This window comes from Aquabacterium sp. (genome assembly GCF_029946005.1).
GTDB lineage: Bacteria > Pseudomonadota > Gammaproteobacteria > Burkholderiales > Burkholderiaceae_C > Aquabacterium.
The window spans coordinates 225,705-242,967 of sequence record NZ_JAQSDR010000012.1 but is presented as its reverse complement, the minus strand read 5'-3'; the positions used below and the strand labels follow the sequence as shown (position 1 = coordinate 242,967).

Below are 17,263 nucleotides of genomic sequence, written 5' to 3'. Positions count from 1 at the left end.
TGGTTTTCGCCAGGGTTTGCCTTTGTACAGAGCAAGCCCGGGTGTCATGTTCTCAACCCAACCGTGCTTCGTCGTTCCTGTCGATGAAGCCGCACCGCTGGCCCCAAGCCGGCACAGGAAATCCTCAATGTCTCAAGCACAAACCGCCGCCTATTCGGGCGCAGATTCTTTCGCCGCCATGTTCGAGGAGTCTCTGAAGAGCTCCAACATGCGCACGGGCGAAGTCATCACTGCTGAAGTGGTGCGCATCGAACACAGCTTCGTCGTGGTCAACGCTGGCCTCAAGTCCGAAGCCTACGTGCCAATCGAAGAATTCAAGAACGACCAAGGCGAGCTCGAAGTCCAAGTGGGCGACTTCGTCTCCGTGGCCGTCGATGCTGTCGAAAACGGCTACGGTGACACCATCTTGTCGCGCGACAAGGCCAAGCGCCTGGCTTCGTGGATGTCCCTGGAAACCGCGCTGGACTCCGGCGACTTCGTCATCGGCACCGTCAATGGCAAGGTCAAGGGCGGCCTGACCGTTCTGGTCAATGGCATCCGCGCCTTCCTGCCCGGCTCGCTGCTGGACACCCGCCCCGTCAAGGACATGAGTCCTTACGAAGGCAAGACCATGGAATTCAAGGTCATCAAGCTGGACCGCAAGCGCAACAACGTCGTGCTGTCACGCCGTGCTGTGGTTGAAGCTTCGATGGGCGAAGAACGCGCCAAGCTGATGGAAACGCTGCGCGAAGGCGCCATCATCAATGGCGTGGTCAAGAACATCACCGAATACGGTGCCTTCGTGGACCTGGGCGGCATCGACGGCCTGCTGCACATCACCGACATGGCCTGGCGCCGTGTCCGTCACCCATCCGAAGTGGTGACGGTTGGTCAAGAACTGACCGCCAAGGTCTTGAAGTTCGACGCCGAAAAGAACCGCGTCTCGCTGGGCCTGAAGCAAATGGGCGACGATCCTTGGGTTGGCGTTTCGCGTCGTTACCCCGCCTCGACCCGCCTGTTCGGCAAGGTCACGAACATCGCTGACTACGGCGCGTTCGTTGAGATCGAACCCGGCATCGAAGGCCTGGTGCACGTCTCCGAAATGGACTGGACCAACAAGAACGTGGCGCCCAACAAGATCGTCAACATGGGCGACGAAGTGGAAGTCATGGTCCTGGAAATCGACGAAGACAAGCGTCGCATCTCCCTGGGCATGAAGCAGTGCAAGCCGAACCCATGGGACGACTTCGCTGTCAACTTCAAGCGCGGCGACAAGGTCAAGGGCCCCGTCAAGTCGATCACCGACTTCGGCGTGTTCGTTGGCTTGGCCGCTGGCATCGATGGCCTGGTTCACCTGTCCGACCTGTCTTGGGACGAGCCCGGCGAAGCCGCCGTGCGCAACTACAAGAAGGGCCAGGAAGTCGAAGCCATCGTGTTGGCCATCGACGTCGAGCGCGAGCGCATTTCCCTGGGCATCAAGCAGATGGATTCCGATCCGTTCACGAACTACACCTCGGTCAATGACCGTGGCATGACCGTGTCCGGCAAGGTCAAGACCGTCGACGCCAAGGGCGCCGAGATCGAACTGACCGAAGGCGTCACCGGTTACCTGCGTGCTTCCGAAATCGCCCGCGAGCGTGTGGAAGATGCCCGCAACGTGCTGAAGGAAGGCGACGAAGTCTCCGCCGTCATCATCAACGTCGACCGCAAGACCCGTTCGCTGCAGTTGTCGATCAAGGCCAAGGACAGCGCCGAGCAGCAAGAAGCTCTGCAACGTCTGAACGTCGCCGATGCCAAGGAAGGCTCCGGCACCACCAGCCTGGGCGCTTTGCTCAAGGCCAAGTTGGACCAGAACAACGGCTGATCCCGTTTTTCTGAGACCATCCATCCCCACCGAGTCGCTTTGAGTCTTTTCTCAAAGCGGCCCCGGTGGGGGTTGTGATGAGCACACCCTGCTGTCTTTCCCGACCCGCGTGTTTTCATCACAGCCCCCGATCTTTTGACGTGACACCCTCATGACCCGTTCCGATCTAGTGGCCCGCTTGGCCGAGCGCTTTGGCCAGTTGACTCAGCGCGACGCCGAGTTCGCCGTCAAGACCATCCTTGACGCGATGTCCGAAGCGCTGGCCCATGGTCACCGTATCGAGATCCGGGGTTTTGGCAGTTTTTCCATCAATCGCCGCCCTCCCCGCATGGGCCGCAATCCGCGCTCGGGCGAGCAAGTGCTGATCCCCGAAAAGCTGGTGCCGCACTTCAAGCCCGGCAAGGCGCTGCGAGAAGCAGTCGACGCCCGAGGCGGGCCCTCCACGGCAGACATCACCCCGGCCACCGAGGCCGAGGCCCTCATCCGGAAAGCCTGAGGCCAACCCATGCGTTTATTGACCTGGTTGTTGCGTGGCCTGGTGTTCTTCGTCCTGTTTGCCTTCGCCCTGAACAACATGCACCTCGTTGAGTTGCAATGGTTCTGGGGCTACCGCTCGCAGGCCCCGATGGTGTTCATTGTCCTGGCGGTGTTTGGCCTGGGCTGTGCCGTCGGCGTGCTGGCCATGGTGCCCAGTTGGTGGCGGCATCGCCGCGATGCACGCCAACGCCTGCACTTGCTGCCAGAGAAAACCGTGGTTCAGGCCCCGGTTGCCACACACGCCAATAGCCGCTCTGGCGGCCACTCCACCATGCCCGCCGAGTTGCCGCACCCCCCGGACATGCCCGCGCCGCGCAAGCCCGGCAAGTGATCACCCAAAGCCGCATGCATCCCCATGGAATTTGACCTGCAATGGCTTCTGCTGGCCCTGCCCGGCTTTTTTCTGCTGGGCTGGGTGGCCTCGCGCCTGGACCTGCGCCAAATCAAGCGTGAAGACAGTGCCTCGCCACAAGCCTATTTCAAAGGCCTGAACCTCTTGCTCAACGAGCAACAGGACAAGGCCATCGATGCGTTCATCGAAGCGGTCCAACAAGACCCGAACACCTCTGACCTGCACTTTGCACTGGGCAACCTGTTTCGCCGTCGCGGCGAATACGAGCGCGCCATCCGCGTTCACGAGCACCTGTTGGCGAGGGGTGATTTGCGCCGGGATGACCGCGAACGTGCCCAACACGCCCTGGCCCAGGACTTCCTGAAGGCAGGCTTGTTCGACCGCGCCGAAGCCGCATTCAAAGCACTGGAAGGCACCGCTTTCAGCACCGACTCTCGCCTGGCCTTGCTCACGCTCCACGAGCGTTCACGGAACTGGCACCCGGCCATCGAGGTGGCCCGCCAATTGGAGGCCGCTGGCACCGGATCGTTCGCCCAGCGTGTGGCCCACCACTGGTGTGAAGTGGCGCATGAGGCCGATGCCAGGGGCCGCCATGATGAAGCCGAACAGGCCCTGGTGCGCGCCCGTGAAGCGGCACCTCAGGCCGCGCGTCCGCTGGTCATGCAGGGGCACCGCCTCGTGCGTCAGGGTCAGCATGCCGCTGCCTTGAAGGTGTGGGACGAGTTGATGGCGCTGCAGCCGCAGGCGTTCTCATTGGTGGCACAAGACTACGCGACCAACGCGCAAGCCAGCGGTGGCGTGGCCGAAGCGCTGGCCAGGCTGGAAGCCTTGTACAAGCAGGCGCCCTCGGTGGACCTGCTGGCCGCGCTCAATCGCCTGCAAGACGAGCCAACCCTGCGCCGCCAGCGCCTGATCAACCACCTGAGCGATCAGCCTTCGCTGTCGGCCGCGCAAGGCGTGATCCGCGAAAGTCTGAGCACCGGCGTGCCCTTGACGGTGATCGAAATTGAACGCCTGCAGGATGCCTTGGCCACGGCGGCCAAGCCCTTGCAACGTTATCGCTGCGCGGCTTGCGGCTTTGAAAGCCAGCATTACTTCTGGCAGTGCCCCGGCTGCCATGGCTGGGACACTTACCCCCCTCGTCGCCTGGAAGATCAGTGAGGCGAGCTGGCGGTCGCGGCTGGCGCAGTGGCCAGCACCGGCACCCGGATGGTTTGCTTGATCATCTGTCCCTTGCCGTCGCGCAGCTTCAAGGTCAACAGAAGATGATCTCCCACTGACAAGGGCCGCGTGAGCCCCATCAGCATCAGGTGATGCCCCCCCGGCTGCAATGCCACGGCCTTTCCGGCAGGCAAGGGCAAGGCGTCGATGGCACGCATGCGCATCACATCGCCTTGCATGCTCATTTCGTGGAGTTCAGCGGAGGCCGACACCGGCGAGCGAAAGCCCACCAGCGTGAGCGGCACGCTGCTGGTCAGCGTCATGAAGCCCCCCGTGCCACTTTGGCCCTTGACCGCTTTCCGAACCCAGGCATCGTTCACCTGGACCAGGGGCTCTTGCGCCACGCTGACCGAGCACACCGCCGCCAACAGCAGCGCGGCCCAGGATTGTTTACTTGTCATCATGCTCAACCGGCTTTCATTTGAGTGATCACCGTGGCCGCTTGGCCGAAATCGGTGATGCCGAACAACTGTTCACTGTACTGCCAAAGCTGGCGGCCCAAGGCCGGATCACGGTTGGCAGGGCTGCCTTGGCGCACCCGGCAATTCGACCAGTATTCACCTGAGGTGCGCAGGCCGTCGTGCGATGCCAGGTAGATCTGGGTCTTGGCACCTTTGGCTTCCGACACCAGGAAAGGATCGACCAACGCGGTGACCCAGCCCGGCGTGTCGCGCCAGAAATCGCTCTTGATGCCGCCTGGGTGAAAGCCATTGACCTTGATCGACGTGCCTTGCAGGCGCTGGGCCAGTTCACGCACAAACAGCATGTTGGCCAGCTTGGAGCGGCCATAGGCCTTGAACGGCGCCAGCTGCAGGAACTGACTGCGGGAAGGGCTGCGCATGGTGTCCAGATCCATTCGTCCACCCATCCATTGCGCCACCGAGCTGCTCACCACAATGCGCCCATCGCTGGAGGCCCGCACATTGGGCAACAGGTGATGCGTCAGCAAAAAGTGCCCCAGGTGCGTGGTGGCGAACATCAGTTCGATGCCGGCGTGGTTGGTGGTCAGTTGCCGCGTGTACAGGCCTGCGTTCAACACCAACGCGTCGATCACCGGCAGGCGGTGTGACACCTCGGCGGCGAAGGCCTCGATGCCATTGAAGTCTGACAAATCGACCGACAACCAGTCAATCTGAGCACGGGGATTCTCGGCGCGGATCGACTCCACCAGCGCTCGGCTTTTGGCCGCATCTCGCGCTGCGATCAAAACCCGCCAGCCCAGGCCCACCAGCGCACGCGTGGTTTCCTTGCCAATGCCGCTGTTGCCGCCCGTGATCAACGCTGTTTTCATGTGAGTGTTCCTTGGTGCCAGATCATCAAGCGCCACATGATCCTCCAAAACGAGGATTTTTGATCAAGGCGCTTGAACCACCCGTCGGTATTGGATCGCTTCGGCCACGTGCGCCAGCCCGATGGTGTCGGATTCGGCCAGGTCAGCGATGGTGCGGGCCAGCCGCAAGACCCGGTGAAAGCCCCGCCCCGACCAACCCAGGCGCGCACTGGCGTTTTGCAGGAAGGCCATGGCCGCGGGTTCAGGCATGGCCAGGTTGTCCAGCCCCGCGCCGTCCAGCACAGCGTTGACGCAGCCTTGCCTGTCCAGTTGACGTTGACGCGCTCGGGCCACGCGCTCGGCCACCTGCGCTGAGGACTCGCCATCCGGGGCCTGCGCCAGGATGGTGGGCGACACCGCGGGCACCTCCACCTGCACATCGACCCGGTCCAGCAAGGGGCCGCTGAGCTTGCCCTGGTAGCGGGTGACTTGGTCAGGCGTGCAGCGGCAAGCCTTGAGCGGGCTGCCCAAGTGCCCGCAGGGGCAAGGGTTCATGGCAGCAACCAATTGAAAACGCGCCGGAAAATCATGCCGGCGGGCCGCGCGCGAGATGGTGATGTGACCAGTCTCCAGCGGCTCACGCAGCGCTTCCAGGGCAGCGCGGGGAAACTCGGGCAACTCGTCGAGAAACAGCACCCCGTGATGAGACAAGGAGATCTCACCCGGCTTGGGTGGTGACCCGCCGCCCACCAAGGCCACCGGTGAGGCCGTGTGGTGCGGGCTTCTGAAAACGCGTCGGCGCCATCCACTGGCCTCAAAACGCCCCGCCAGGCTCAGCACGGCGGCCGACTCCAGGGCTTCATCTTGCGTCAAAGGCGGCAACAACCCTGCAAAACGCTGCGCCAGCATGGACTTGCCCGTGCCAGGCGGCCCCACCATCAACAAGCTGTGATTGCCCGCTGCGGCCACTTCCAGCGCCCGCTTGGCGGCGGACTGGCCCTTCACATCGCGCAAGTCGGGTCCGCCCGCAGGCGCTGCCGCCATGACCTCGGCCTGAGCCTGCTTCAAAGGCACCCGGGCCGCATCATCGGCCACCAGGGCTTGCACCACCTCCATCAAGTGCCCGGCTTCAAACAAGGGCACGCCTGACACCAGGGCCGCCTCGCGGGCGCTGGCTTTCGGCAACACCAGGCCGCGCTGGAGCAAACCACCCTGCACCCGTCGCCGCAATGCCAGCGCCATGGGCAGCGCGCCGCGCACAGGACGCAACTCACCGCCCAAGGACAACTCGCCAGCGAACTCCAGGTCGGCCAACTGCCGGGCGTCGATGTGGCCCATCGCGGCCAGGATGCCCACCGCGATCGGCAAGTCGAAACGGCCTGACTCCTTGGGCAGATCGGCCGGGGCCAGGTTCACGGTGATGCGTTTGTTGAAGGGAAACTCCAGGCCGCTGTTGCTGAGCGCCGCCCTGACCCGCTCGCGGGCTTCCTTGACTTCGGTGTCGGCCAGGCCCACCAGGGTGAAGCAAGGCAGTCCATTGGCCAGGTGGACCTCCACGGTGACCTCGGGCGCGTTGAGCCCATCCAGGGCACGGCTGTGAACGATGGCTAGAGACATGGCACTCGCAAGAGACCGGCGGGCGGTGCACCGGCTCGGGGACCGGCGGACCCACGGGAATCGCCCAGTGCGCGCCGATTGTGCCGAGCCTCCCCCTGACTGCCCTTCCCCCAATGGGGGCGCTGTACACGCCACGCCACGGCCTGCGCACAATAGTTGTGCACGACAGTTCACCATGTGCTGCAGCCACAACATGGGCACCGATAAGGTGCGAAAAAGCCCGAAAGAACTCACACTGGTGCGTCTTCCTGACAAGTGCAGTCCCGACTCCCTGTTTTGGCGCGTTGGCACAGATCATGCAGACATGGTTGCCGAATCCTTTCACCAGACAACCCTTACCGGAGAACCACCCATGAAAATGGTGACAGCCATCGTCAAGCCCTTCAAGCTTGATGAAGTGCGGGAGGCCTTGTCCGCCATCGGCGTGCAAGGTATCACCGTGACCGAAGTCAAAGGCTTCGGACGCCAGAAAGGCCACACCGAGCTGTATCGCGGCGCGGAATATGTGGTCGATTTTTTACCCAAGGTCAAGATCGAAGCCGCGGTGGACGAATCCATCCTCGACCGCGTGATCGAAGCCATCGAGGCTTCTGCCCGCACCGGCAAGATCGGTGACGGCAAGATCTTCGTGACTTCGCTTGAGCAGGTCATCCGCATCCGCACCGGCGAGACCGGTACCGACGCCCTGTGAGGCCAGGGGCATCCGTCCCTTCTTTCTGACGACACCCCTGGGGGCGCCTTGTGGCGCGTCTCCGTGGCCTATTTTTGATTTTCCAAGAGGCATTTCATGAGAAAACTCCTTGCGTCGCTCGCACTGGGGCTCGCGGCTCTAGGTGTATTTGGCGTCTCCCACGCCCAAGACACCACGGCCTCCGAACCCGTCGCCGCCACCGCCGTGGCGGAAGCCCCCTCGGCCGCAGCCCCTGCGGCATCTGATGCAGCCCCAGCGGCTGCTGAAGCTGCTCCGGCAGCGGCCGCACCCACGCCTGTGCCCAACAAGGGCGACACGGCCTGGATGATGGTCTGTACCATTTTGGTCATCCTGATGGTCATCCCCGGCCTGGCCCTGTTCTATGGTGGCCTAGTGCGCAGCAAGAACATGCTGTCCGTGCTGATGCAGGTCATGGTGACGTTCTCCGTCATCGTCGTCCTGTGGTTCGTCTACGGCTACAGCCTGGCGTTCACCGAGGGCAATGCCTTCATCGGCGGGCTTGACCGGCTGATGATGAAGGGCGTCTGGGACAACACGGCGGGCACCTTCGCCAACGCCGCCACGTTCAGCAAGGGTGTCTACATCCCTGAAATCGTGTTCGCAGCCTTCCAGGCCACGTTCGCTGGCATCACCTGCGCCCTGATCGTCGGCGCATTCGCAGAGCGCGCCAAGTTCTCGGCCGTGCTGCTGTTCATGGTGCTGTGGTTCACCTTCAGCTACGCCCCCATGGCCCACATGGTCTGGTTCTGGATGGGCCCTGACGCTTACGCCAGCGCTGATGTTGCCGCCGAGATGACCGGCAAGGCCGGCCTGCTCTGGCAATGGGGCGCCCTCGACTTCGCGGGCGGTACCGTGGTGCACATCAACGCCGCTGTCGCCGGTCTGGTCGGTGCCTACATGATCGGCAAGCGCATCGGCTACGGCAAGGAAGCGTTCACGCCTCACTCGCTGACGTTGACCATGGTGGGCTCGGCCCTGCTGTGGGTGGGCTGGTTCGGCTTCAACGCCGGCTCCGCCCTGGAAGCCAACGGCTTCGCCGCCCTGGCCTTCATCAACACCCTGGCCGCCACGGCTGCCGCGGTGATTGGCTGGATCCTGGGTGAGTCGCTGCTCAAGGGCAAGGCTTCGATGCTGGGTGCTGCTTCGGGTGCCGTTGCTGGCCTGGTCGCCATCACGCCTGCTGCTGGCAACGTCGGCATCGGCGGCGCGCTGATCATCGGCCTGCTGGCTGGCCTGATCTGCCTGTGGGGCGTGACGGGTCTGAAGAAGCTGCTGGGCGCGGATGACTCGCTCGACGTGTTCGGCGTCCACGGCGTGGGCGGCATCCTGGGTGCCCTGTTGACTGGCGTGTTCAACTCGCCCAACCTGGGTGGCCCCAGCGCCGTCGCTGATTGGGTGACCGTGGGCATGGTGGCCCCGGCCGACTACTCCATCGTCAACCAGGTCATCATCCAGGCCAAGGCTGTTGGCTTGACCGTGGTGTGGTCTGCCGTCGTGTCGATCATCGCCTTCAAGATCGTTGACCTGGTGATCGGTCTGCGCGTCTCGGAAGAAGAAGAGCGCGAAGGCCTGGACATCTCGGCCCACGGCGAAACGGCCTATCACAAGTGATTTGATTCAATCACCGTGATAGTCAAGGGGCGGCTTCTTAAGCCGCCCTTTTTGCATTTGGGCGCCCAGAACGGGTCCGCATGTTTCTAGAATGGGGGTCTTCCCCAATCGCCAAAGCAACACACGCCCCATGGTTCCACACCTGATCACCGCGCTCACCGGTCCCATCAATGAGCTGGAGCAGCGCATGCTCGAATCCATGCCGGCGATCGAGCGCTGGTTCCGGCTGGAATGGATGGAGCACACGCCGCCCTTCTACACCTCGGTGGATTTGCGCAACGCCGGTTTCAAGCTGGCCCCGGTGGACACCAACCTGTACCCGGGCGGTTTCAACAACCTGACCCAGGAAATGATGCCCCTGGCCGTGCAGGCCGCCATGGCCGCCATCGAGAAGATCTGCCCTGAGGCCAAGAACCTGCTGCTGATCCCCGAGGGGCACACGCGCAACCAGCATTACCTGGCCAATGTCGAGCGCCTGGTGCAGATCTTCAGCCACGCCGGCCTGAACGTGCGCCTGGGCAGCCTGGACGAGACCATGACCGAGCCGGTCGAGTTGCCCCTGCCAGATGGCGGTCACCTGACGCTTGAGCCGCTGATCCGCACCAAGCGCCGACTGGGCCTGAAGCACTTCGACCCCTGCACCATCCTGCTCAACAACGATCTGTCAGCCGGCATCCCGGAGATCCTGACCGACCTGCATGAGCAATACCTGCTGCCGCCCTTGCACGCGGGCTGGGCCGTGCGCCGCAAGAGCCAGCATTTCGAGGCCTACGAAGAGGTGGCCAAGAAATTCTCCAAGCTGCTGGGCATGGACCCCTGGCTGATCAACCCGATGTACTCGGTGTGCGACGAGGTTGATTTCCAGGATGGCACTGGTGGCGAGTGCCTGCAAACCCAGGTCGATGCACTCCTGAACAAAATCCGCCGCAAATACAAGGAATACGGCATCAACGAGAAGCCCTTCGTCATCGTCAAGGCCGACAACGGCACCTATGGCATGGGCATCATGACCGTGCGCGATGCGAAAGAGTTGACCGACCTGAACCGCCGCACGCGCAACAAGATGTCGGTGGTGAAGGATGGCCAGGAAGTCAACCGCGTGATCATCCAGGAGGGCGTGCCCACCTATGAGCAGATGAACAACTCGGCGGCCGAACCCGTGGTGTACATGATCGACCGCTACGTGGTGGGTGGTTTCTACCGCGTGCACTCGGACCGTGGCATCGACGAGAACCTGAACGCCCCCGGCTCCAGCTTCGTGCCGCTGGCCTTTGCCGAACCCACCCAGATGCCCAAACTGGGCGCCAAGCCGGGGGCCAGCGCGCCCAACCGGTTCTACATGTATGGCGTGATTGGCCGTTTGGCCATGCTGGCGGCCAGTTATGAGCTGGAAGCAACAGACCCCAACGCGGAAGTCTACGAATAAGCAGGCAATAAGCGGGCAGAATGGGCCCCTCGTCGATTCGCGTCCACCACTCGTGCAAACCAGCTCCAACGCCCCCCTCAGCCGCTCACAACTGGCAGCGCTGACTTTGGGGGCCATCGGTATCGTCTATGGCGACATCGGTACCAGCCCCCTGTACGCGCTCAAGGAGGTGTTCGCCCACGGACACCTGCCGCTGAACGAAACCAGCATCTACGGCATTTTGTCGATCATGTTCTGGACGCTGACGGTCATCGTCTCGCTCAAGTACGTGACCTTGATCCTGAGGGCGGACAACAATGGCGAAGGGGGGTTGATCGCCATGCTGGCGCTGGCCTCCACGGCGGTCAAACAGCACCCCAAACTGCGGCAGATGCTCCTGGGCTTGGGCATTTTTGGCACGGCAATTTTCTTTGGTGACGGGGTGATCACACCGGCCATCTCGGTGCTGTCTGCGGTGGAAGGCATGGAAGTGGCGGCACCCGGCCTGGAGCGCTTCGTGGTGCCGGTGACCCTGGTGGTGCTGACGCTGCTGTTCATGGTGCAAAAGCACGGCACAGGTGGCATCGGCAAGTTTTTCGGGCCGATCACGGCGGTGTGGTTCCTGGTGCTGGCGGTGCTGGGCCTGATTCACATCGTCGACAACCCCTCGATCCTGTGGGCCATGAGCCCGCACCACGCCTTGATCTTCATCTACGAACATCCCAAGATGGCGTTCGTGGCACTGGGCGCCGTGGTCTTGTGCGCGACCGGGGCCGAGGCGCTGTATGCCGACATGGGCCACTTTGGCAAAAAACCCATCCGATTGGCGTGGTTCCTGTTGGCCATGCCGGCCTTGGTGCTGAACTATTTTGGCCAGGGCGCCATGCTGTTGAAGCACCCCGAGAACGCCAGCAATCCCTTCTTTGAAATGGCCCCGCATTGGGCGCTGTATCCGCTGGTGATCCTGGCCACCTTCGCCACGGTGATCGCCTCGCAGGCCTTGATCTCGGCGGCGTTTTCAGTCACCAAACAGGTCATCCAGCTGGGCTACCTGCCGCGCCTGCGCATCATGCACACCTCGGTCGAATCAACCGGGCAGATCTACATCCCTTTCGTCAACTGGACGCTGTACGGTTGCATCGTCATGGCCGTGGTCTTCTTTGGCTCGAGCGGCAAACTCGCGGCCGCCTATGGCATCACCGTGACCATCGACATGCTCATCACCACGGTGATGACCTTCTTCGTGATTCGTTTCGCCTGGAGGCTGGCCCTGCCCTTGTGCATCGCCGCGACCACGTTCTTCTTTGTGATCGACGTGCTGTTCTTCAGCGCCAATGTCATCAAGGTGATTGATGGCGGCTGGTTCCCGCTGCTGATCGGCGGCATCATGTTCATGTTGATGATGACGTGGAAGCAAGGCCGCGCGCTGCTCAGCGAACGCCTGCGCAGTGATGCCATCGACCTGGAGCCTTTCCTGGACGCGGTGTTCTCCAGCCCACCCACGCGCGTGCAGGGCACGGCCGTGTTCCTCAATGCCGATGCGGGCACCACGCCCAACGCGCTGCTGCACAACCTCAAGCACAACAAGGTGCTGCATGAACAGAATCTGTTCGTCACCGTGAAGGCCCACGAAGTGCCCTGGATCGGCTTGGACAAACGCGTCCAGATCGAGACCCTGGGCCACGATTGCTGGCAGGTAATGCTGCATTTCGGTTTCAAGAACGAACCCGACGTGCCCAAGGCGCTCAGCCTGCTCAAGCGCTACGGCGTCAACCTGGACGAGATGGAAACCAGCTACTTCCTGTCTCGCGACATCGTCATCCCGACCATTGGCAGCGGCATGGCGCCCTGGCGCGAGAAGCTGTTCGCCAGCATGCACCGCAATGCCTCGGGGGCTGCGGACTTCCTGAGCCTGCCCACCAATCGCGTGATCGAGATGGGCTCCAAGGTCGAGATCTGAGCACCCTGCTGTCATCGCTGAACCGCATTCGCCAGGACACGTCGCTGGCGGCGGTCTCGGCGGGGTTTGTGGCCACGCTGGTGGGCTTCACCAGCACCATCGCGCTGATCTTCCACGCGGCCCAGTCACTGGGGGCCACACCGGCGCAGATCAGCTCGTGGGTGGGGGCCCTGGGGCTGGGCATGGGCCTGAGCACGCTGGGCCTGTCGCTTTGGGCCAGAACACCGATCCTGATCACCTGGTCCACCCCTGGCGCGGCCGTGATCGCGGCGGCAGCCAGTGGCGTCAGCCTGCCTGAAGCCGTGGGGGCTTTCCTGGTCTGCGGTGTGCTGATGTGGCTGTCGGGTGTGACCCGCCTCTTTGAACGCATGATGAGGCGTATTCCCGTGTCGCTGGCATCGGCCCTGCTAGCGGGCATCCTGGCCAAGTTCGCGCTGCTGGCGTTCTCGCACACCACACTGCAACCCACGCTGGTGCTGACCATGTTCGGCGCTTACGTGGTGGGCCGCCGCTGGTGGACGCGCTATGCGGTGCTGGGCGTGCTGGTGATGGGCATGGTGGTTGCAGGTCTGCAAGGCCAACTCAACACCGCCGAGCTGCGCTGGCAACTGGCCACGCCGGTGCTGGTGATGCCGCGGTGGTCCTGGAACGCGGTCATGAGCATGGGGCTGCCGCTGTTCATTGTGACCATGGCCTCGCAGGCGGTGCCGGGGGTGTCGGCGATTCGCGCGGCAGGCTACCAGCCCCAGGTGTCGCCACTCATGACGTGGTCGGGCGTGACCACCGTGCTGCTCGCACCCTTTGGTGGCTATACCTTCAACCTGGCCGCGATCACCGCCGCCATCGTGCTCAGCCCACACGCGCACAGCGATGCGCGCAAGCGCTACACCGCTGCCCTCATGTCCGGGCTGTTCTACATCGCCATGGGCCTGTTGGGCGGGGCCGTGGCCGGCGTGCTGGCGGCTTTCCCGCCAGCGCTGGTCATGGGCGTGGCAGGGCTGGCGCTGCTGGGCACCATCGGCGGTGGCCTGGCCACCGCCCTGCGGGACGACCGCCACCGTGAACCCGCCCTGATCACCTTCCTGGTGACCTTGTCGGGCATGACCCTGCTGGGGGTCAGTTCGGCCTTCTGGGGCCTGGTCGCCGGCATCATTGCCTTATTGGTGCAACACTGGCGGGCCCCCGCCCCCGACATCGCAGATTCGCCATGAACATTCTCTTCCTCGCCGACCCGCTGGACAGCTTCAAGACCCACAAGGACAGCACCTTCGCCATGATGCGAGAGGCTGCGCGCCGGGGCCACCAGGTCTGGGCCTGCGAACAGCCCGACCTGGTCTGGCAACACGGCGGTCAGGTGCAGGCAGCGTCCCGACAGATCGAACTGACCGGCCATGCCGAACACTGGTTCAAGGTGCGGCAAGAAAGCGTCGTGCGGCTGGCCGCCATGAACGCGGTGGTGATGCGCAAGGACCCGCCTTTCGACGCCGAGTACCTGTACACCACCCACCTGCTGACCCAGGCCGAGCGCGAAGGCGCCCGCGTGTTCAACCGCCCCCATGCGCTGCGCGAACACCCTGAAAAGCTGGCCATCCTGGAGTTCCCACAGTTCACGGCGCCCACGCTGGTCACGCGCAGCATTAAGGCGGTGCGCGCTTTCCACGCCGCGCACAAGGACATCATCCTCAAGCCCCTGGATGGCATGGGCGGTGCGGGCATTTTCCGCGTGCCCGCCGATGGCCTGAACCTGGGCAGCATTGCTGAAACACTGACCCGCGATGGCACGCAAACCATCATGGTCCAAGCCTTCTTGCCCGCCATTGCCCAAGGCGACAAGCGCGTGCTGGTCATCGATGGCGAGCCTGTGCCCTTTGCACTCGCGCGCATCCCGCAAGGCGGCGAGGTGCGCGGCAACCTGGCGGCCGGTGGCAAGGGCGTGGCCCAGCCCTTGAGCGAAAGCGACTGGCACATCGCACGCACATTGGGCCCGATCCTGGCCGCGCGCGGGCTGCTGCTGGTGGGCCTGGACATCATTGGCGACAAGCTCACCGAAATCAATGTGACCAGCCCGACGTGTTTTCAGGAGATCACGCAGCAAGCGGGCTTTGACGTGGCCGCGCGCTTCATGGATGCGCTGGAAGGCCAGCTCAAGGCCTGATCAAGCTCAACGCCTGAGCGTGTCGTTGAGCAGGCCCAGGCGGTTGGCCTCGAACACCGCTTCGCTGCGCGAGTGCACGGCCAGCTTGCCATACAGCTTCTTGATGTGGGTCTGCACGGTGTGCACGGTCACGCCCTGCAGGCGCGCGATCTCGGCATAGGCCAGCCCGCGCGCAATGTGCTGCAGCACCTCTTGCTCACGCGGCGACAGGCTCACCGCGGCGGGCTCCGGCTCGGGCGTGGCAGGCCGCATGCGCAGCAGCAAGTGGCGCGCGATCATGGGCGAGATGGGCGAGGCGCCACGCTTGACCGCCAGCAGGGTCTCGGCGATGTCGGCCGCCTCATCGTCCTTGTGCACATAGCCCACGGCGCCCGCCTCAATGCTGGCCACCACGTTGACCTCGTCACCGAACATCGACACCACCAGCATGTCGCACTGCGGCCAACGCGCATGCACCTCGCGCATCAGGGTCAGGCCGCTGCCATCGGGCAGGCCCAGGTCCACCAGCAACAGGTCGGACTGATGCTTGGCAAACCACTGGCGGGCCGAGGCCAGCGTGACAAAAGAGGCCGCCACCGTCAGTTGCGGGTGCGCGTTGATGCACGACACCAGGAACTCACAGGTGAGGGGATTGTCTTCAACCACCACCACCGTCAATCCGTTTTCACTGTCCTGGCTCATCAGGCCTCCTCATGGGCAAACTCAACCGCACTTCATAGCCACCTTGCGGCGGGCTCAAGAACTCGATGCCCGCGCCAATCGTGCCAGCCCGGCTGCGCATGGTCTGCGAGCCATGACCCTCGGCGTGCGGCCCCGCCCCTGAGACGCCACGGCCATCATCATGCAAGACCAACTGCAATTGGTCGCCATCATGGCGGGCCCGCAGCGTGACCTCTTGTGCGCCAGCATGCTGCAGCACATTGGACAGGGCCTCGAACAGGATGTACTGCAACTGGCGCAATGCCGCCTGCGTACCGCCCGGCCATTCTGGCAACTCATCAACGTCCCAGTACAAAGACAAGCCAGCCGCCTTGAAGCGGGGCGTCATGCGAAAGCGCAGGCTGGCCAGCAGGCCGACCACGTCACCGGGCGGCATGGACATCGCATCGATGGACAGCTTCAACTGGTCCAGTGCCTCGCGCAGGATGCGGGTCACCATGCGCAGGTCCACCGCTTGTGGTGTGACGGGGTTGAGCTGGCGCAAGGCCGTGGTCAGGTGGGCCCCCACGCCATCGTGCATGTCACGCAGGATGCGGGCACGTTCGGCTGACACCGCCTGCGCTTGCTCCAACGATGACACGCGCTGAAAGCTGTCGCGCAGTTCCGCTTCACGTCGGTGGATGCCGGCCATCAGGTCTTGGTTCAAGTGGGCCAGCGCTTGCCGTGAGCGCGCATGGTCACCGGCCACGATGAAAGCCATGCAGCCGACCATCACCGGGCCGCCATACGGCAGCATGTACACCGATTCCAAAGGAAGTTGATTCAACTGCAGTGCCACATCATGGGCTGCGGCGGGGATGGACACCAGGGAGCCGAAGGCAAACAGGTTGCGGTCCGGGCGCTGTGTGCCGTAGGCATGCCACAAGGCCAGGGCAAAGCCCACCAAAGCCACCAGGTAGATGGCCAGGTAAATCAGGCCCACCAGCAGTTGCGAGGGGATCACCATCACCACCATGGGCGCCAGCAGCGCGAAGCCAAGGATGAACCGTTCGGCCCAGACCCAATGGCGCTCCGAAAAGCGCAGGAAAAAAAGGCACATGGACAACTGTGCCCACACGATCGCCACAAAACTGAGTTGATCCCAGACCGCCATGGGCAGAAAAGGATCGGGCACGATGTTGGCCGACGAGCCCAAGCCCCACAGGATCGCCGCCTGGCCAATGTAGCCAAACGCACTCTGGCTACGGTCTCGCATCCACAGCACCACCAGGAACAGGCCCATCATCATCAAGCCAACATTGGCCGCGTGCACGCCCATCACCTGCACCCACCAGCGCTGGTTGTGCATCCTGGAGATGGTTCGCGCCGAACCGATCCACACGGGCGCCAAGCCCGAGCGGCTGACGCTGTCACCGCTGACCCGCACCTCGACCGCGTTGTCACCGACCTGCCACAGGCTGGGCGGCACGGTGAACATCAAAGGGGTGTACCAGTTGGCGGTGAGCGGCGGCTCCATCGAACCCACGGCCCCCAGCGACACGCCGTTGACCCAGACTTCGGCGTTCATGCTCACCTTGGGAACGTACACGGCCCAGGTCTGCGCAGGCAATGCCGACAAGGGGAGGCGCAACCGGTACCACAAGCTGCCCGTCAGCTCGCGGTGCGTTTGCGACCAACGGTGCGGCAACCTCACGCTCACCCAATTGTCGAGATCGTCGGGTGGCGTGGCGCGTGGCGAGGCCAGCGCCTGGGCATCGGTCAATTCCACCACATGGGATTCATGCGACCAGCGGTCGGCCGGAAAGTGCCACAACCACCAACCGGCGGCCAGCACCAGGGCGCCCGCCAAGCCCCAAAGGGCCGAAAACAGGCGGGCACGGTAGCGAGGATCCGGGAGAAAAGGCAGCATGGCCGCACATT

15 protein-coding genes are annotated in these 17,263 nt (G+C 63.5%); 10 read left to right on the top strand and 5 right to left on the bottom strand.

All coding sequences use genetic code 11. The annotated features are described in order from the left end of the window. Positions 1-127 precede the first annotated feature (127 nt). The 4 genes from rpsA (at position 128) to lapB (ending at position 3,893) form a co-directional block, all read left to right on the top strand. Entirely contained in the window at positions 128-1,843 is a 1,716-nt protein-coding gene (gene rpsA, locus PSV38_RS09365) for a 30S ribosomal protein S1 (protein WP_300546825.1), read from the top strand. A gap of 151 nt (positions 1,844-1,994) precedes the next feature. Beyond that, positions 1,995-2,339 carry an integration host factor subunit beta gene (locus PSV38_RS09360; protein WP_300546823.1) on the top strand — a complete coding sequence of 115 codons (345 nt, stop codon included), beginning with the start codon at positions 1,995-1,997 and terminating at the stop codon, positions 2,337-2,339. Between the two features lie 9 nt (positions 2,340-2,348). Next, entirely contained in the window at positions 2,349-2,711 is a 363-nt protein-coding gene (locus PSV38_RS09355; RefSeq protein WP_300546821.1) for a lipopolysaccharide assembly LapA domain-containing protein, read from the top strand. 24 nt (positions 2,712-2,735) lie between these two features. Then, a complete protein-coding gene (gene lapB / locus PSV38_RS09350; RefSeq protein WP_300546819.1) occupies positions 2,736-3,893 on the top strand; it encodes a lipopolysaccharide assembly protein LapB in 1,158 nt (385 codons plus the stop codon). Here the strand turns inward: lapB and PSV38_RS09345 are convergent. The 3 genes from PSV38_RS09345 to PSV38_RS09335 form a co-directional block, all read right to left on the bottom strand. Beyond that, a complete protein-coding gene (locus PSV38_RS09345; protein ID WP_300546818.1) occupies positions 3,887-4,354 on the bottom strand; it encodes a copper chaperone PCu(A)C in 468 nt (155 codons plus the stop codon). The genes lapB and PSV38_RS09345 overlap by 7 nt on opposite strands. Before the next feature lie 5 nt (positions 4,355-4,359). Beyond that, complete coding sequence (locus PSV38_RS09340; protein WP_300546817.1) at positions 4,360-5,244, bottom strand: SDR family oxidoreductase; 885 nt, start codon at positions 5,242-5,244, stop codon at positions 4,360-4,362. A 63-nt stretch (positions 5,245-5,307) separates the two neighbouring features. Continuing rightward, the gene (locus PSV38_RS09335) at positions 5,308-6,840 is read right to left on the bottom strand and encodes a YifB family Mg chelatase-like AAA ATPase (RefSeq protein WP_300546815.1); all 1,533 of its coding nucleotides are present in this window, start codon (positions 6,838-6,840) and stop codon (positions 5,308-5,310) included. Between the two features lie 352 nt (positions 6,841-7,192). Here PSV38_RS09335 and PSV38_RS09330 point away from each other — a divergent pair, with 352 nt between their 5' ends. From PSV38_RS09330 to gshB, 6 genes are all read left to right on the top strand, one after another. After that, complete coding sequence (locus tag PSV38_RS09330; RefSeq protein ID WP_230182375.1) at positions 7,193-7,531, top strand: P-II family nitrogen regulator; 339 nt, start codon at positions 7,193-7,195, stop codon at positions 7,529-7,531. 96 nt (positions 7,532-7,627) lie between these two features. Beyond that, complete coding sequence (amt, locus tag PSV38_RS09325) at positions 7,628-9,163, top strand: ammonium transporter (protein ID WP_300546812.1); 1,536 nt, start codon at positions 7,628-7,630, stop codon at positions 9,161-9,163. 130 nt (positions 9,164-9,293) lie between these two features. Continuing rightward, positions 9,294-10,589 carry a glutamate--cysteine ligase gene (gshA, locus tag PSV38_RS09320; RefSeq protein ID WP_300546811.1) on the top strand — a complete coding sequence of 432 codons (1,296 nt, stop codon included), beginning with the start codon at positions 9,294-9,296 and terminating at the stop codon, positions 10,587-10,589. Between the two features lie 52 nt (positions 10,590-10,641). Further along, on the top strand, positions 10,642-12,528 hold the full coding sequence (locus PSV38_RS09315; RefSeq protein WP_300546810.1) for a potassium transporter Kup: 1,887 nt from the start codon (positions 10,642-10,644) through the stop codon (positions 12,526-12,528). Then, a complete protein-coding gene (locus PSV38_RS09310) occupies positions 12,525-13,739 on the top strand; it encodes a benzoate/H(+) symporter BenE family transporter (RefSeq protein WP_366526652.1) in 1,215 nt (404 codons plus the stop codon). The genes PSV38_RS09315 and PSV38_RS09310 overlap by 4 nt, the downstream gene beginning before the upstream one ends. Then, complete coding sequence (gene gshB / locus PSV38_RS09305) at positions 13,736-14,683, top strand: glutathione synthase (RefSeq protein ID WP_300546809.1); 948 nt, start codon at positions 13,736-13,738, stop codon at positions 14,681-14,683. The genes PSV38_RS09310 and gshB overlap by 4 nt, the downstream gene beginning before the upstream one ends. Before the next feature lie 6 nt (positions 14,684-14,689). On the opposite strand, the gene PSV38_RS09300 is transcribed toward gshB, so the two are convergent. Continuing rightward, positions 14,690-15,364: a response regulator transcription factor gene (locus tag PSV38_RS09300; protein ID WP_300546807.1), complete on the bottom strand. Its 675-nt coding sequence runs from the start codon at positions 15,362-15,364 to the stop codon at positions 14,690-14,692. Then, positions 15,348-17,252, bottom strand: coding sequence for an ATP-binding protein (locus PSV38_RS09295; RefSeq protein WP_300546805.1), 1,905 nt, complete (start codon positions 17,250-17,252; stop codon positions 15,348-15,350). Before PSV38_RS09295 ends, PSV38_RS09300 begins: the two co-directional genes overlap by 17 nt. Positions 17,253-17,263: the final 11 nt, after the last annotated feature.

What these genes read in the sequence shown, in the direction of transcription:
- rpsA (WP_300546825.1), top strand. Translation starts at nt 128, where the DNA reads ATGTCTCAAGCACAAACCGCCGCCTATTCGGGCGCAGATTCTTTCGCC.
- PSV38_RS09360 (WP_300546823.1), top strand. Translation starts at nt 1,995, where the DNA reads ATGACCCGTTCCGATCTAGTGGCCCGCTTGGCCGAGCGCTTTGGCCAG.
- PSV38_RS09355 (WP_300546821.1), top strand. Translation starts at nt 2,349, where the DNA reads ATGCGTTTATTGACCTGGTTGTTGCGTGGCCTGGTGTTCTTCGTCCTG.
- lapB (WP_300546819.1), top strand. Translation starts at nt 2,736, where the DNA reads ATGGAATTTGACCTGCAATGGCTTCTGCTGGCCCTGCCCGGCTTTTTT.
- PSV38_RS09345 (WP_300546818.1), bottom strand. Translation starts at nt 4,354, where the DNA reads ATGACAAGTAAACAATCCTGGGCCGCGCTGCTGTTGGCGGCGGTGTGC.
- PSV38_RS09340 (WP_300546817.1), bottom strand. Translation starts at nt 5,244, where the DNA reads ATGAAAACAGCGTTGATCACGGGCGGCAACAGCGGCATTGGCAAGGAA.
- PSV38_RS09335 (WP_300546815.1), bottom strand. Translation starts at nt 6,840, where the DNA reads ATGTCTCTAGCCATCGTTCACAGCCGTGCCCTGGATGGGCTCAACGCG.
- PSV38_RS09330 (WP_230182375.1), top strand. Translation starts at nt 7,193, where the DNA reads ATGAAAATGGTGACAGCCATCGTCAAGCCCTTCAAGCTTGATGAAGTG.
- amt (WP_300546812.1), top strand. Translation starts at nt 7,628, where the DNA reads ATGAGAAAACTCCTTGCGTCGCTCGCACTGGGGCTCGCGGCTCTAGGT.
- gshA (WP_300546811.1), top strand. Translation starts at nt 9,294, where the DNA reads ATGGTTCCACACCTGATCACCGCGCTCACCGGTCCCATCAATGAGCTG.
- gshB (WP_300546809.1), top strand. Translation starts at nt 13,736, where the DNA reads ATGAACATTCTCTTCCTCGCCGACCCGCTGGACAGCTTCAAGACCCAC.
- PSV38_RS09300 (WP_300546807.1), bottom strand. Translation starts at nt 15,364, where the DNA reads ATGAGCCAGGACAGTGAAAACGGATTGACGGTGGTGGTGGTTGAAGAC.
- PSV38_RS09295 (WP_300546805.1), bottom strand. Translation starts at nt 17,252, where the DNA reads ATGCTGCCTTTTCTCCCGGATCCTCGCTACCGTGCCCGCCTGTTTTCG.